This window comes from Paraburkholderia tropica (assembly GCF_014171495.1).
Lineage (GTDB): Bacteria > Pseudomonadota > Gammaproteobacteria > Burkholderiales > Burkholderiaceae > Paraburkholderia > Paraburkholderia tropica.
This window is the reverse complement of sequence record NZ_CP049138.1, coordinates 162,392-176,964: the sequence shown is the minus strand read 5'-3', so window position 1 is coordinate 176,964 and position 14,573 is coordinate 162,392. Positions and strand designations below refer to the sequence as shown.

The 14,573-nt window shown below is 61.7% G+C and carries 13 protein-coding genes and 4 pseudogenes; 11 read left to right on the top strand and 6 right to left on the bottom strand.

The features are described from left to right. Nucleotides 1-32: 32 nt before the first annotated feature. The gene (locus G5S35_RS37900) at nucleotides 33-764 is read right to left on the bottom strand and encodes an iron-containing redox enzyme family protein (protein WP_074987294.1); all 732 of its coding nucleotides are present in this window, start codon (nucleotides 762-764) and stop codon (nucleotides 33-35) included. 361 nt (nucleotides 765-1,125) lie between these two features. Here G5S35_RS37900 and G5S35_RS37895 point away from each other — a divergent pair, with 361 nt between their 5' ends. From G5S35_RS37895 to G5S35_RS37880, 4 genes are all read left to right on the top strand, one after another. Continuing rightward, complete coding sequence (locus G5S35_RS37895) at nucleotides 1,126-1,431, top strand: 2Fe-2S iron-sulfur cluster-binding protein (RefSeq protein ID WP_074987894.1); 306 nt, start codon at nucleotides 1,126-1,128, stop codon at nucleotides 1,429-1,431. Continuing rightward, nucleotides 1,428-1,778, top strand: coding sequence for a hypothetical protein (locus G5S35_RS37890; RefSeq protein ID WP_074987895.1), 351 nt, complete (start codon nucleotides 1,428-1,430; stop codon nucleotides 1,776-1,778). The genes G5S35_RS37895 and G5S35_RS37890 overlap by 4 nt, the downstream gene beginning before the upstream one ends. Nucleotides 1,779-1,842: 64 nt before the next feature. Next, nucleotides 1,843-2,121 carry a 2Fe-2S iron-sulfur cluster-binding protein gene (locus G5S35_RS37885; RefSeq protein ID WP_074987896.1) on the top strand — a complete coding sequence of 93 codons (279 nt, stop codon included), beginning with the start codon at nucleotides 1,843-1,845 and terminating at the stop codon, nucleotides 2,119-2,121. Continuing rightward, nucleotides 2,115-3,056, top strand: a complete 942-nt coding sequence (locus tag G5S35_RS37880) for an alpha/beta hydrolase (RefSeq protein WP_074987897.1) — start codon at nucleotides 2,115-2,117, stop codon at nucleotides 3,054-3,056. Before G5S35_RS37885 ends, G5S35_RS37880 begins: the two co-directional genes overlap by 7 nt. Before the next feature lie 64 nt (nucleotides 3,057-3,120). Here the strand turns inward: G5S35_RS37880 and G5S35_RS37875 are convergent. The 3 genes and pseudogenes from G5S35_RS37875 to G5S35_RS37865 all read right to left on the bottom strand — a co-directional run bounded on the left by G5S35_RS37875 (nucleotide 3,121) and on the right by G5S35_RS37865 (nucleotide 6,462). Next, nucleotides 3,121-4,489: pseudogene (locus G5S35_RS37875) on the bottom strand (IS3 family transposase). Between the two features lie 83 nt (nucleotides 4,490-4,572). Then, nucleotides 4,573-5,763, bottom strand: a complete 1,191-nt coding sequence (locus G5S35_RS37870; protein ID WP_080180395.1) for a methyl-accepting chemotaxis protein — start codon at nucleotides 5,761-5,763, stop codon at nucleotides 4,573-4,575. 90 nt (nucleotides 5,764-5,853) lie between these two features. Next, nucleotides 5,854-6,462 (bottom strand): glutathione S-transferase family protein, encoded by a 609-nt coding sequence (locus tag G5S35_RS37865; protein ID WP_074987900.1) that lies wholly within the window; start codon nucleotides 6,460-6,462, stop codon nucleotides 5,854-5,856. A 451-nt stretch (nucleotides 6,463-6,913) separates the two neighbouring features. Between G5S35_RS37865 and G5S35_RS37860 the strand changes: the two are divergent. The 5 genes and pseudogenes from G5S35_RS37860 (at nucleotide 6,914) to G5S35_RS37840 (ending at nucleotide 12,239) form a co-directional block, all read left to right on the top strand. Continuing rightward, nucleotides 6,914-8,006: pseudogene (locus G5S35_RS37860) on the top strand (porin). Between the two features lie 138 nt (nucleotides 8,007-8,144). After that, nucleotides 8,145-8,876: an iron-containing redox enzyme family protein gene (locus G5S35_RS37855; RefSeq protein WP_074987294.1), complete on the top strand. Its 732-nt coding sequence runs from the start codon at nucleotides 8,145-8,147 to the stop codon at nucleotides 8,874-8,876. Between the two features lie 173 nt (nucleotides 8,877-9,049). Further along, nucleotides 9,050-10,618, top strand: a complete 1,569-nt coding sequence (locus tag G5S35_RS37850; protein ID WP_074987914.1) for a hypothetical protein — start codon at nucleotides 9,050-9,052, stop codon at nucleotides 10,616-10,618. A 13-nt stretch (nucleotides 10,619-10,631) separates the two neighbouring features. Continuing rightward, nucleotides 10,632-11,360: a YjbE family putative metal transport protein gene (locus G5S35_RS37845; protein WP_080180398.1), complete on the top strand. Its 729-nt coding sequence runs from the start codon at nucleotides 10,632-10,634 to the stop codon at nucleotides 11,358-11,360. Between the two features lie 180 nt (nucleotides 11,361-11,540). Beyond that, a complete protein-coding gene (locus G5S35_RS37840; RefSeq protein WP_074987912.1) occupies nucleotides 11,541-12,239 on the top strand; it encodes a GntR family transcriptional regulator in 699 nt (232 codons plus the stop codon). A gap of 116 nt (nucleotides 12,240-12,355) precedes the next feature. Here G5S35_RS37840 and G5S35_RS39875 read toward each other — a convergent pair. Both G5S35_RS39875 and G5S35_RS37830 read right to left on the bottom strand, forming a co-directional pair. Further along, a pseudogene (locus G5S35_RS39875) lies at nucleotides 12,356-12,682 on the bottom strand (LysR substrate-binding domain-containing protein); the annotation flags it as partial. 357 nt (nucleotides 12,683-13,039) lie between these two features. Beyond that, nucleotides 13,040-13,573: pseudogene (locus G5S35_RS37830) on the bottom strand (IS110 family RNA-guided transposase); the annotation flags it as partial. 158 nt (nucleotides 13,574-13,731) lie between these two features. Between G5S35_RS37830 and G5S35_RS37825 the strand changes: the two are divergent. Together G5S35_RS37825 and tnpB are read left to right on the top strand one after the other, a co-directional pair. Then, nucleotides 13,732-14,223: a transposase gene (locus G5S35_RS37825; RefSeq protein WP_183040837.1), complete on the top strand. Its 492-nt coding sequence runs from the start codon at nucleotides 13,732-13,734 to the stop codon at nucleotides 14,221-14,223. Beyond that, nucleotides 14,199-14,549, top strand: a complete 351-nt coding sequence (gene tnpB, locus G5S35_RS37820; protein ID WP_074987642.1) for an IS66 family insertion sequence element accessory protein TnpB — start codon at nucleotides 14,199-14,201, stop codon at nucleotides 14,547-14,549. The genes G5S35_RS37825 and tnpB overlap by 25 nt, the downstream gene beginning before the upstream one ends. The last annotated feature ends 24 nt before the right edge of the window (nucleotides 14,550-14,573 follow it).

Genomic DNA, 14,573 nt, shown 5'->3' with positions numbered 1-14,573 from the left:
CTCAAGGATTCCTGATGATTACGCTTGACCGCTTATGCTGCGAGGCCGAGTTCGGGCAGCGGGATTTCCTTCTCGACGTAGTCGTAGTAAAGCGCCGTGGTGTACAGCAGACGCATCTGCGCACCGATCTCGCAGATCTTCAGGCAACGCTGCTGCAACTCGGGCGTGGTGGCGTTTTCCAGCACGATCTGGTAGCCGCGCTCGCCGTGGATTTCGTCCGAGACGATATGCAGGTCGAAGAATTCCACCTCTTCGTCCGTGAACTGGTACTGCTCGCGCAGCGTGGGCGTCTGCTTGCGGTAGATCGACGGCACCTGCGATTCCAGCCCGACCACCAGCGCGGCCACCGCCACCACCGGGTCTTCGCGCATCGCCACCGAATAGCACCACGCCTGCAGGCCGCGCGTGGTGGGCGACATGTTGTCGGGGTTGGTGACGCGCTCGCGCGTGGTGCCGCAGGCTTCGGCGAAACGGATCAGCAGGTCGGTGTGACGGTCGCCGCCAATTTCTTCCTCGTACATGTTGGCGAGGAGGAAGTCCTTGGCCTCGGTCATGTGGTCGGGCGTGCGGGCGTAGAGGTAGGCGAGATAGTCGGCGAAGGGGCCGACATAGTGATAGTGGTTTTCGGCCCAGCGTGCGAGATGCGCGCGGGAGAGCTTGCCGCTCGCCCAGGCGACGCTGAAGGGCGCCTTGTTGGCGCTCTTGCCCTTGATCGCTTCTTCGAGCGCGCTGCGGAATGCGTCGCGGTTCATGAGTTCGGCCATCTTCGTTTGCTCCTGATCTTGGTGGGAACGACATCGACTGTTGCAAGGCGAGACGCCCGAAAAGCAGACAGTCGGCTTAGAATAGCGCAGTTAATGGATACTGTATACATACTTATCGCGAACCCTGCTTAGAAACTTGCCGCGAGTCTCCTCTTTCGCGGCTCCATTTCGCCCAACCAGCCTAATCGCAGCAATAAACAAGCCATTTCAGACGTTAGAGATCCGCGACAGCACGCAAGCAAAAGCTTCATTTGCGGAATTTGAATTACGTATACAATATTCTTGAAGCTCGATACAATCGGGCGAACAACGCGTGCGACACCTCGCGCGATCCGGTCTACCGATGGAGAGGAAAGCGGCAATGCCGACGGTCACATTTCACAAAAACGGCGAAACCTGGCAGGGCGAGGTCAAGAAAAACACCAATCTGGTGGTCCGCGCCGGCATCAAGCAGTTTCCGTTTCCGCATCTGCGTTACGAGTGCGGCATGGGCAAGTGCTCCAAGTGCGCGTGCGTGATTCGCGCAGGCGGCGAACATCTGCCCGCGCCCAACTGGAAGGAAAAGAAACAGCTCGGCGAACGCCTCGAACAGGGCTATCGCCTCGCGTGCCAACTCTGGATCGAGCACGACATCGAACTCGAACAGATCGACGCGGAGGCGGCATGAGCGCCAGCGCAAGTACCCAGACCATTGCGCCGATCACCTACGTGATTCTCACGAGCAAGCCGGGCCAGTACCGCACGGAACCTTTCGGCAAGCTCGCGCCCGCCGAAACGTGGGACTACGTGTATTGCGGACGCCATCTCGCGACCTTCGTGATCGCCGAGCTGTACGGCGAAGCGCGCATTCGCGTGATCGACGAATCGGAAGGCGGCTCCGTCAACGACATGCCCACGCGTTTCCTCGAAAAATTCGCCAACCGCGATGCGGCGTTCGCAGCGCTGCAAATACTCGTGGGCGCGCGCGATCAGGACGCCGCGCTGCAACCGCGCCCCACGGCGCTGGCCTCCTGAAAGGCCTTTAGAACCGCAACGCCGATCCACCGATTCACGCCTTCAGCCAGAACAGGTCTCACGCATGATCCAGATTACTTTCCTCAGCAACGACAGCAAGTGCGTCAGCGCGCCGCCCAATAGCAATCTGCTGCGCGTCTCGCTGCGCGAAAAAGGCGGCATTCCCTTCAAATGCGGCGGCGGCCTGTGCGGCACCTGCAAATGCAAGGTCGAACAAGGCATCGAACACACCGACGCCGTGAAGGAAAAAGAAAAGCGCCATCTGAGCGCCGCCGATCTCGAAGCCGGCTATCGCATGGCGTGTCAGACCTTCGTCAACGGTGACGTGAGCGTGTCATGGTGAATCCGCACGCCAGTTACGAGCCGCTGGGTTCTTTGCCCGAAGATCAACGCCGCCTGTTGCTCGACATCGGGCCGCGCTGGGGGCAAGACATCGTCGGCAACCGGAAAACGGTGATCGACTGCTACACGCCGCTCGTGGCTGCCACGCCCAAGGACGGCATCGCGGTGGAGCGCGATGTGAGCTACGGCCCGCACGAACGGCATGTGCTCGATGTGTTTTTGCCGCCTAACGCGGCGGCGCAGGACAAGCCGCTCGACGCCATCGTGTTCGTGCACGGCGGCGCATTCGTGCGCGGCAACAAGAGCGTCAACGGGCAGATTTACGACAACGTTTGCTACTGGTTCGCCACGCAAGGACTCGTTGCCATCAACGTCGAATACCGGCTTGCAGATATCGCGCCGTATCCGGGCGGCGCACACGACGTCACCGACGCGCTGAACTTCCTCCACCAGAACGCACAGCGCTTCCAGATCGATCCGCAGCGCGTGTTCGTGATCGGCCATTCGGCAGGCGGCGCACATACGGCCACGTGTTTGTTCGATCCCGCCGTGACCGAGGCGAGCCCGCCGCCGCCCGTCGCCGGACTGGTGCTGATCAGCGCGCGCGTAGCCGCTGACGTGCGCCCCGGCAACCCGAACGCGAAGCCCGTGCGCACCTATTTCGGCGACGACGAAAGCCTCTACGCGGTGCGCTCGCCGCTCAGTCACGTGGCGCGTTCGGCTGTGCCGCTGATGATCGCCGTGGCCGAATTCGAGAATCCTTATCTCGACGAATACGGCGCGCAATTTTTTATCGAAGCGCTGCGCCATCGCGGCGTGCCGCCTCGCCTGATTCAGATGCGCGGCCACAACCACACGTCGATCGTCGCGCACTTCAATTCCGGCGAAGACTATCTCGGGCGTGAGATTCTTCACTTCATCGGCAGCGTTCCGTAAATTATGCGAAATAAAAAACGACCGGAAATGAACTGAACCCCAGAAGTTGGACGGTTCAAAGAGGCTAGATTTTCAAGGGCTGGGTCCTGTATTGCACGGGACTCAGCTCTTTGAGTTTCAGCCTGATGCGTTCGTGGTTGTAGTAGTGGATGTAGTGCCTGAGTTCAGCCTGTAGCTGTTCGATGCTATCGAACTCGTTCAGGTAAAAGAACTCTGTCTTGAGTGTAGCGAAGAAGCTTTCCATCGCGGCATTGTCCAGGCAGTTTCCCTTGCCTGACATGCTCTGGCGAATCGAGCGCTGATCCAGCAGCCTGCGCCAGGCATCCATCTGATACTGCCACCCCTGATCGGAATGCAGCTGAGGGCGCTCATCGCGGCCCAGACGCGAGAAGGCTTTGCGGAGCATGTCCCCGCCAGATCGAAGGTGGGCCGCACTGCGCTCTGCCAGGCGATGATTTCCCCGTTATACAGGTCCATCACCGGCGACAGGTAGAGCTTCGCGCCTTTCACGTTGAACTCGGTGACATCCGTGACCCACTTCTCGTTAGGCCGCCGTGCCTCGAATTGCCGGTTGAGCAGGTTTGGGGCAACCCGGCCCACCGCGCCGCGCCAGGACCGGTACTTCTTTGGCCGCACCAGCGACTTCAGGCCGAGCTGAACCATCAGGCGCCGGATCAGTTTGTGATTGACCCGCTCTCCAGCCTGCTGGATGACCGCCGTAATTCGCCGATAGCCATACCGGCCCCGGTGGTATGCGTAGATTGCCTGGATGCGTTGCTTGAGTGCGGCGTAACGGTCCCCCGCCCGAAGTACCTTCCGCTGGTAGTAGAAGGTGCTGCGCGCCAGGCCCGCCACGTTCAGCAGGATCGACAATGCATGGTCTTGCCTTAATTCGAGCACTACTTGCGCTTTGCGCGTCGCGTCTGACGTTGCTCCGCCCGAATCAAGGCATCGAGTTTTTTTAGGTAGGCCACCTCCGCGCGCAGGTACTCGTTCTCCTTGAGCAATTGCTCACGGGTACGGCTATCCGGTTCGGCATCTGGCGGCGTGGGTGGGGCAGGCGGTGAGGTCGTCATCTTTGGTCGGCGCCCTTTCGGACGCGCTAACAATGCGGAGAAACCGCCTTCATGATACTGGCGTTGCCAGCGGGCGATCGCACCGGGATCCTTGATACCCAGAATGCGCTGCAACCGGGTTCGCGACAGATCCTCCCTTTGCATACGCTCCAGCGCCTCGAGCTTGAACTGCGCGCTGTACTGCGTATGTCCCTTGCGTTGCAGCCCCGCTGGACCATGCAACTGGAATTCCGCAATCCATTGCTTCACGAGCGTGCGGGCAACCCCATATTCCCGCGCCAGGGCTGTGGCTCCGATACCTCCTGCCCGGTATCGCCTCACTACTTCGAGCTTGAACTTCTCATCGTACTTCGCCATGGAAAAACCCCAAGAGTCGGATTTGTGTCCAACTCTTGGGGTTCAGTTCAGAAATTCCGGTCGTTTTTTTGCCGATATAGTTTTCAGCAGCGCAACGGATTTGCTTGCACGGCGTCCCAAACCGACATTTTCGCCGATGAAAAAACCGACGTCTGCAACGTATCGTCCTCGATCTTGAACGCATTCACGGCACGCTGAAGCTGCAAAATCTGCTGCGATAACGACGATGCAGCGGCCGCCGCCTGCTCCACCAGCGCGGCGTTCTGCTGCGTGGTCGAATCCATCTGCGCAACCGCCTGATTCACCTCCGCCACGCTCGTGCTTTGCTCCGTCAACGCACCCGATATCTGACCGAGCAAGGCCGTGACTTCGTTCACGGCGCGCATGATTTCGTGCATCGTCACGCCCGCTTCGCCTACGAGTCGCGAACCGCTCGTCACGTGCTCGACCGATTCGACAATCAAGCCGCGAATTTCCTTCGCCGCCACGGCGCTGCGCTGCGCGAGGCTGCGCACTTCGCTCGCCACCACCGCGAAACCGCGCCCCTGCTCGCCCGCACGCGCGGCTTCCACGGCGGCATTGAGCGCAAGAATATTGGTTTGAAACGCAATATCTTCGATCACCTGAATGATGTTGACGATCTTGCCCGAGCTTGCGCTGATCGACTCCATCGTGCCCACCACGCTTTCGACCACGGCGCCGCCGCGCGTCGCGATGGCCGAGGCGTCGTTGGCGCGTTCGCTGGCCGCATGTGCCCGTTCCGCACTTTCGCGCACCGTCGCGGTAATGCGGTCCATGCTCGCCGCCGTTTGCTGCAGCGATGCCGCCTGGCGCTCCGTGCGTTGCGAGAGATCGCCATTGCCCGCGTCGATTTGCTGGGAGGCGGTGGCGATCGTATCCGTCGATTCCTTGATGCGCGTGACGAGATCGGTGAGCGAGTCTTCCATGTCGGCAAGCGCGCCGAGCAGACGGCCGAATTCGCCGCCGCTGCCACCCGAAAATTCCTTGCTCAGATCGCCGGAAGCCACCGTTTCGGCAATATAGACGGCGTCCGCCAGCGGCTTGCCGATACCACGCGCGAGCGCCGCAACCGACAGCACGCACACCACCGCCGCGATCACGCCGGCACTCGCCAGCACGCTGCAAATACGGACGAATTCGGGACTTCGGCTATCCAGATGTGCGACGGCAAACGCGATTGTTCCCGCCATCAGCACAAACAGCAGGCCATACGACAGCGCGATTCGCGTGCCGAATTTCATGTCGCTAAACATGGTCTATCCTTTTACTCTGTATTACCAAATAAGATCGAGCGAGCGTTTCGCGTTATCGCGCGTCATTGCGCGCAACGCCGAAACACTCGCTCAGCCACGTTCGCCAAATACACGTTGCGCCGCTGGCCGCTCGAAACAACGCCGATGCCACGCCAGCGCGTTCGGATAATCCGCGCCGCCCAGTTGCACAAAGCGCTGCAACACCGCGGCCACGTTGAGATCCGCGACCGTGAAGCGATTGCCCACAAGATAATCGGCGTCGCGCAACGCGTGATCTAGCACGGCGAAACGCGCGCGCAAGCCTTCCAGCGCGGCGGCGGCCAACGCCGGAATACGCGATTCCTGCGGCAAGAACGAGGTATACCGGAACCATTGCCGCGCCAGCGGTTCGGCTTCTGTCGCGGCCCACAACGTCCACTGGAAAATGCGCGCCTCTTCGTGGTCGTCGGCGCCCCACAAGCCGAAAGCGCGATGTTGTTTCGCCAGATACAGGTCGATAGCAAGCGATTCGAACAGCACGAGATCGCCATCGACCAAAGTCGGCACTTGCCCGTTGGGATTGAGCGCAAGGTAAGCCGCCGATTTCACTTCGTCGCCCGCGTAGTGCATCGGCACGAGTTCATAAGGAATGCCGAGTTCTTCGGCGGTCCACACGGGTCGCACGGCGCGCGACTTGAGAATTCCGTAAATCTTGATCATGACGAGTAGGAAGGAGTAAAAGGCGGCTTTTTCTTTCGCGAACCGATGCGCATCCACAACACACGAATGCGCAAAGTGTTGCGTCGGCCGCACAACCTGCGGCGTGCCGATGCTGCCATCGCAGCCGTATTCATCGCCGACGCATCAAGCCTATTTGTATACTATGTACACGTAAATATGGCTGCAAGTTTAAACTTGCACGCGTTTACCCTGGCGGCAAACCGGCAAATCCCTCCGCTCGGTGGCCAACAAAGGCCGATTTCCGGACATTTCGCCCTTCAACACGCCCAATAAAAACCTGCAAGCCGCTCGAATCCCTCGGTAAACCCAAGTCAAAAAAATCGTTGGCGATATTTTTGTATACCTAATACTTTGTTCTGCTGGATACACGATGATAACGACGACCTCGCACCAGCATCGAGGACGACTCTGCCTCAAAGGGATAAACGGGATGAAGAAGACGTTCTGCATTGCACGGTACTCTCTTGCGCCACCGCCGGCGCGCACGCACAAGGAAGCGTCACGCTCTACGGCCTGATCGACGCATCCGTTCAGTACACGAACAATCAGGGCGGCGGCAGCACGGTCGCGATGAGCAGCGGCACCACACGCGGCAGCCGCTTCGGCCTGCTCGGCAAGGAAGACCTCGGCGGCGGCACGTCGGCGATCTTCCGCCTCGAAAACGGCTTCGACGTCACCGACGGTTCGCTCGGCCAAGGCGGTCTACTGTTCGGCCGCCAGGCGTATGTCGGCATCGAAAACGATCGCTGGGGCGCAGTCACGTTGGGCCGGCAGTACGAATCGATGGTCGATTACGTCGCTCACCTCACCTCCGCCGACTGGTCCGTCTACATGGAACACCCAGGCGACATGGACTTGACCAATCGCGGCGTGCGCGTGGACAACGCGGTGAAATACACCAAGACCTACGGCGCCTTCACGGGCAGCGCGCTGTACAGCTTCGGCGGCCAGGCGGGCAGTTTCGGCAAGGACAGCATGTGGAGCTGGGGCGGCAGCTACGACAGCGGCCCGCTCTATGTCGGCTTCGGGATGACCTACGCGCGCCAGCCGGGCGACCGCTCCGCCGGCACCTTCTGGAAAGCGGCCAATTCCGCCGACGGCGAATTCGTGACGGTGGCGCACTCGTTCCTCACCATGGGCGGCGGCGCGGCCTATCGATTCGGCTCGATCAAGCTTGGCGGCGACATCACGAGCACGACCTACAAGGACGGCTTCGAAAACCAGGACGTCAGCTTCATGAACTACGAAGTCAATGGCGTCTACTACTTCACGCCCGCGCTTTCCGCAGGCCTCGGCGTGACGTACACCGACGGCAAGGTCGATGCCAACGATGGCGACCCGCGCTACATCCAGTACAACGCGACCGCCACTTACAGCCTCTCGAAACGCACCGATCTCTACGCCTTCGCCACCTTCCAGCGCGCCATGGGCGATGCACAAGTGGCGCAGGTCACGCAATTCATCAGCCCGTCGAGCACCAATAACAGGTGTCGGCCGGCGTCGGTCTGCGTCACACGTTCTAAATGCTCTAACGCCGCCGCGATAACGCTCTAAGGCCGATATCGCGCCGATCGATCTCGATTAACTGCATCGCCATGCCTCGCCTCGCTCGGGGCATGGCCCAAAAGTACCGTCCCACCAAGGATCAGGAGCAAACGAAGATGGCCGAACTCATGAACCGCGACGCATTCCGCAGCGCGCTCGAAGAAGCGATCAAGGGCAAGAGCGCCAACAAGGCGCCCTTCAGCGTCGCCTGGGCGAGCGGCAAGCTCTCCCGCGCGCATCTCGCACGCTGGGCCGAAAACCACTATCACTATGTCGGCCCCTTCGCCGACTATCTCGCCTACCTCTACGCCCGCACGCCCGACCACATGACCGAGGCCAAGGACTTCCTCCTCGCCAACATGTACGAGGAAGAAATTGGCGGCGACCGTCACACCGACCTGCTGATCCGTTTCGCCGAAGCCTGCGGCACCACGCGCGAGCGCGTCACCAACCCCGACAACATGTCGCCCACCACGCGCGGCCTGCAGGCGTGGTGCTATTCGGTGGCGATGCGCGAAGACCCGGTGGTGGCGGTGGCCGCGCTGGTGGTCGGGCTGGAATCGCAGGTGCCGTCGATCTACCGCAAGCAGACGCCCACGCTGCGCGAGCAGTACCAGTTCACGGACGAAGAGGTGGAATTCTTCGACCTGCATATCGTCTCGGACGAAATCCACGGCGAGCGCGGCTACCAGATCGTGCTGGAAAACGCCACCACGCCCGAGTTGCAGCAGCGTTGCCTGAAGATCTGCGAGATCGGTGCGCAGATGCGTCTGCTGTACACCACGGCGCTTTACTACGACTACGTCGAGAAGGAAATCCCGCTGCCCGAACTCGGCCTCGCAGCATAAGCGCAGTGAAATCCCGAACCCGAATTCCTGAGGCAATTATGGCCTGGTATAATCCTCCGATAGGCGCTGTGGGCAATCGACTTCTGCCGGCAATCCCCATTCGAATGCGCTGCGGAGAATCAGGCCGGAAACCGCGTTCTTCGCACCTTTTATTATTTGAGCCGAGGTCCCCCATGCATCCGCTAACCGCCCTCACGCCGGCCCACTTTTGTTATCTGGTTGGGGTAGTGGCTATCGTCGTGACGATGATCTGGCGCGCGAACGTCGTCGTTCCGGCCATCCTCGCGACCTTCGCCGTCGCGTTCGCTTTTTCGGGCAAAGTGCTCACCGGTCTGCAAGCCATTTTCATGGGCAGCCTGACCGCCGCGCACGAGCTGTTCAACATCTTTCTCGTCATCGCGCTGATGACCGCGCTGCTCAACGGGCTGCGCGAAATCGGCGCCGACGTGCGCATGGTCCAGCCCTTCCGCAAGATCATGATCAACGGCCACGTGGCCTTCGCGATCCTCGCGCTAATCACGTATCTGATCTCGCTGTTCTTCTGGCCGACGCCGGCCGTGCCGCTGGTCGGCGCGATCCTGATTCCGGCCGCGATCTACGCGGGCCTTTCGCCGCTCGGCGCGGCCGTCGCCATCGCCGTGGCGGGTCAAGGCATGGCGCTGTCGTCCGATTACGTGATCAAGGTCGCGCCCGGCATTAGCGCGAAAGCCGCCGGCACCGACATGCAATCGGTCGCCAATACGGCGCTGCTGCTTTCGGTGATCGCGGGCGCCGTCGCGCTCGGGCTCTGCTGGTACTTCACGGTGCGCAAGAACGTGCGCAAGCCTAGCGCGAGCAATCTGACCGAATGGGAATCGTCGGGCGAGAGCGGTCTGTTCGGTCAGCCGGAAGCGCATCAGGGCAGCTTCGCGAAAGCCGAACTCGCGCGCAGCACCAGCGGCGTGCATGAGGACGAAGACGGCGTGCCGGCGATGTCCGCCAGCGGCGCCGCCACGCTGACCCTGCCGATGGGCGGCGCGAACCCGCTGCAACGCCGCGAGATGTGGTCGCGCGTGTTCTCCATCGTCACGCCGCTCACGTTCCTCGCGGTCGTGGTCATCATGACGCGTCCCGAACTGGTCGGTGCATCGGTGATTCGCGGCGGCGACGCGGCATCGCTGATCGGCGGCATGGCGGCGGTGCTGATGATGCTCACGACGCTGTCGTACGGCCGCAAAGGCTTTCTCGACCGCACAGCGGGCCACATCATCGACGGCTTCGTGTTCGCGTTCAAGGCGATGGGCGCGGTGCTGCCGATCGCGGGCTTTTTCTTCGTCGGCGACAGCAGCACGGCGGGCCCGATCCTCGGCATCGAAGCCGGCGCGCACGTGCCCTCGCTGCTCTTCGAACTCGTGCAGTCGTGCAGCCAGTTCATTCCGCACAGCCCCGTGCTCGTGTCGCTCGGCGTGCTGCTCACGGGCATGATTACCGGCATCGACGGCTCCGGCTTCGCGGGCCTGCCGCTCACCGGTTCGCTCTCCGGCGCGCTCGCCCCGATGGTGCACATGCCCGCTTCCACGCTCGCCGCGATCGGACAGATGGGCGCGGTCTGGACCGGCGGCGGCACGCTGGTCGCGTGGTCGTCGCTGATCGCCGTCACGGGCTTCGCGCGCGTGCCGGTGCTGGATGCCGTGCGCGCACTGTTCGTGCCGGTGGTCTGCGGGCTGATTGCCGCCACGCTCGTCGCGGTCGCGATCAGCTAGACGGTCGCGGCCCATGACTTCTACGCTGATTCCTGCATCGCTGATGCAGGAGGGCTGGGCCGCCTTGCAGATCGTGTTCGTCAACGTTCTGCTGGGCGGCGACAACGCCATCGCCATTGCGCTCGCCTGCCGCTCGCTGCCGCCGAAACAGCAACGCATCGGTATTTTGCTGGGCACGGCGCTCGGCATCGTCTTGCGGCTCATGCTGATCGGCGTGATCGGCAAGCTGCTGGCGATTCCGTTCATGCACGTGATCGCCGCCGCGGTGCTGATGTGGATCGGCGCGCAGCTCGTGCGTCCCGGCGACGACGACCCGGCGGTGAGTTCGTCGTCGGCGCTCTGGAAAGCCGTCATGGCGATCGTCTGGGCCGATCTCGCGATGAGCCTCGACAACGCGCTCGCGACCGCCGCCGTGGCGCAGCCGCTGCCCGAAGCGACGCGGATCGTCGTGGTGTTCGTCGGCCTCGCGGTGGGCGCGCCGGTAATTGCGTTCGGCAGCCGGATCATCCTGACGCTGCTCGACCGTTTTCCGTCGCTTGTATACATTGGCGCAGCATTGCTCGGCTGGATCGCCGGCGAATTGCTGATGGCGGACCCGACCGCGAGCGCCGCGCTGCAAGCCCTGCTGACGCGGATTCCCGGCCTCAGCGCCGCAGCGGTCAACACGCTGATCTGTATTGCCGCTGCGGCGCTCGTATTGCTGCTGGGCCGAATGGCGGCGCGCCGCACTCGCCCGGCCTAGCCGCCGCCCTACCCTGCTCTATCCCGCCCTATATCCGGCGTCTCGCGCGGCAGAGTGACACGCTGCCGCGCGAGATCAACCCGCGCTTGTGTATCGTCTACAAAAACAGGGAATGCGCTAAAATTCGACAATCAAGCTTGCACGGCCGACCGGCCATGCACAGACGCGCATGGAATCCCAATGAGCACACAGCCGGACCTTTCAGCAACGGCGTCGGATCGCGAACCGTCCAACTCCAATCCCATTCTTCACCGCCAGCTGTCCGAGCTGGTCACGGCCCGTATTCGCGAGTCGATCACGTCGGGCGCTTATGCGCCGGGCGCGCGCCTGATCGAAGGCCGCATCGCCGAGGAATTCAACGTGTCGCGCGTGCCGGTACGCGAGGCGCTGCGCGCGCTCGCGGCGGAAGGCCTTGTCGACGTACGGCCGCGCCACGGCGCGGTGGTCGCGTCGCTCGACCCGGCATCCGCGCGCGAAATGGTGCAGATCCGCGCCACGCTCGAAGGCTTGAACGCCCGGCTCGCCGCGGAACATTGCACGCCCGAACTCGCCGCCAAGGTCGCCGAAGTGCTCGCGGAAGGCAACGCGAAGCTGGCTTCGGGCGACACGGCGAAACTGCTCGACCTCAACGCGCGCTTTCACGACCTGCTTTATGCAGCGGGCGCGAACACGATGCTGGCCGACCTCATGCGCACGCTGCGCGATCGCTCGCGCCGCCTGTTCATGAACGCGACCGAAGACGAAATCCGGCTCACGTGGGAAGAGCACGCGGCCATTCTGCGCGCCGTTCAGGCTGGCGACGCGGCGTTGGCCGCCCTGCTCGCGGAACGCCACGTCATGCGCGCGGCCCAGCATTATCTGGGCACGGTTCCTAAATAACGCTCTTGCCATTCGTCCGAAGCCCCTTGCGCCCCGTCGGAAAGATTGGAATCGCGCTTGCCGGAGCGCGCGATCGATTTGATTCGTCATCCTGAGTAAACGCTCGTCACCGCGCATCAGGACTCAGGCCAGTTCCGCGACCGGAACAGATCGAGCAGCGCATGCACCTGCTTGCTCAACGGCACCTCGCGGCACCACACCGCACCCACGTCCATCGTCGGCACGGCCACGCTCAGATCGCGCCGGCTGATGCGCTTGCCCTCCAGCGACCATGGCCGATACACGAGATCGGAGAGAATCGTCACGCCTTCGCCGAGCGCGACAAGGCTGCGCACGGCTTCGATCGACGTACTCCGCACGCGCGGCGCGACCCCGAACGGCCCCCAATAGCTCTCCACCGTGCGCAAGTGCTCGTCCATATCGAGCAGCAGGAAGTTCTCGCGCCGTAGACCGCATTGAAAGTGTCTACATGAACGCCCCCTTTGCGCCAGGTCTCCAAGGTGTTGACGAACAGGATGGGCTGCAGCTCTACATTCGTACATGGACTCCCGCCTATGAGCAAGATCGGTTCGCACTTTGAAGGTCATGACTGCGTCCGTACATTCGGCTTTTAATGTGCTTGCTGCCGCACGAGCCATCATGGAAATTTGCGCGCTTGCTCCTCATCGGCCTTGTGGCTTCGTACAGCAGCCGTCGGATGTATCAGGATCTGCAAGCGCCGGTCCGACCGGTTCGCCATGCTTGCCGCTTCTTGCGCAATCGTGAAAGAAATAAAACCGTACTCTGCTGCTCGCTGGGTGTTACGCCACCCTGAAACTATCATTGCTTGTCAATATTGCCCACGCGATACGTGCTGTCTTGTTCGCCAGAGCGATCGCCGCGACGCTCACGTGGCGACGTTGCATGACTGCCTTGATCCAGCGACTGTGTCGATCATCGTGGCGTTTCACGAAGTGCATCACCGCACGGGCGCCCTGTACGAAGAGGGTACGGAGATACGTGTCGCCTTGCTTTGTGATGCCGCCAAGCTTGGTTTTGCCGCCACTGGACCTTTGCATCGGCGTCAGCCCCAACCAAGCTGCAAACTGTCGACCATTTTTGAACTGTGCCGGATCACCGACGCTGCTCACGATCGCGGTCGCGATTACCGGTCCGATACCGGGGACAGTGGCAAGCCGCTGGCAAGCTTCATTGCGTTTGAAGACTTCAGCAAGCTCGGCAGCGAGTTTATCGAGCCATTGCTGCAAAGCCTCCAGTTGCTCGAGATACATGGATCCAAGGCGCCTCAGCACGGATGTTATCCGGGCATCTGGGTCGTTGACTAACGCAACCACGGGCACTGTCAGGTTGCTGGAGGTGTGGCAGTAGAATGAAGCGATGAAGAAGACGAAATCGCTTTATCACGGTAAGCGGTCAATAAATAGCGCCCTTTCCATGAGGGTCAGGAGGTCAGAAGCTAGGTGTCCGCGTGGACACCTGCACTCAGACCTCAATGACAGAGCAACCTAATCTTCGAAACAGACTCGTAGTCGGCCGCAAGCGAGACGGTCGACGTGAATTTGACGAGGCAGCACGGCAGGAACTGGTCGAGCTGTGCTTGCGGCCTGGCGTGTCGATTGCTCGCACGGCGATGGATCACGACGTCAATCCGAACCAGTTGCGCAAATGGATCGCGAGCCATCAACAACGGCAACTTGCGCAGCCATCGGCTGATGAGGCTGTGGCCGACGGCGTACCCATCGATATTCCAGGGCCAACGTCCCGTTGTCCATCACCCGAGTCGCCGTCTGCATTTGTGCCGGTGATGTCGGCCTCACGGCAGCCGTCACCGCCGCGATCGACTGAGTTGCTCATGGCGATCACGTTACATGTGCGGCTACCCAATGGCGTCGAATTCGATCTCGGCGAAGCGAGCCTCGATGAATTGGCGGCAATCGTCCAGATGCTGGGGAGGTTGCCGTGTTCCGGCTCGACGAAGCGCTGAAGGTCTACCTGCATCGTGATCCGGTTGACTTCCGCATGGGCATCAACGGGCTGTCGATCCTGGTCGAACAGGCGATGCGCCTGAACCCGATGACCTCTGCGTTGTTCGTCTTCGGTAACCGCCGTCGCGATCGAATCAAGATTCTCGGCTGGGGCGGCAACGGTTTCTGGTTGCTGCTCAAGCGACTCGAGGCCGACCGCTTCATCTGGCCGAACGGGGGCGATACGATCACGCTCAGCGTTGAGCAACTGCACTGGCTGCTCGACGGTATCGACCTGGCCGTGATCCAGAAGCATCCGCAGCGATATTACGAGCGAATGAGCTGAACACCGGGCGCACGGCCAAGTCTA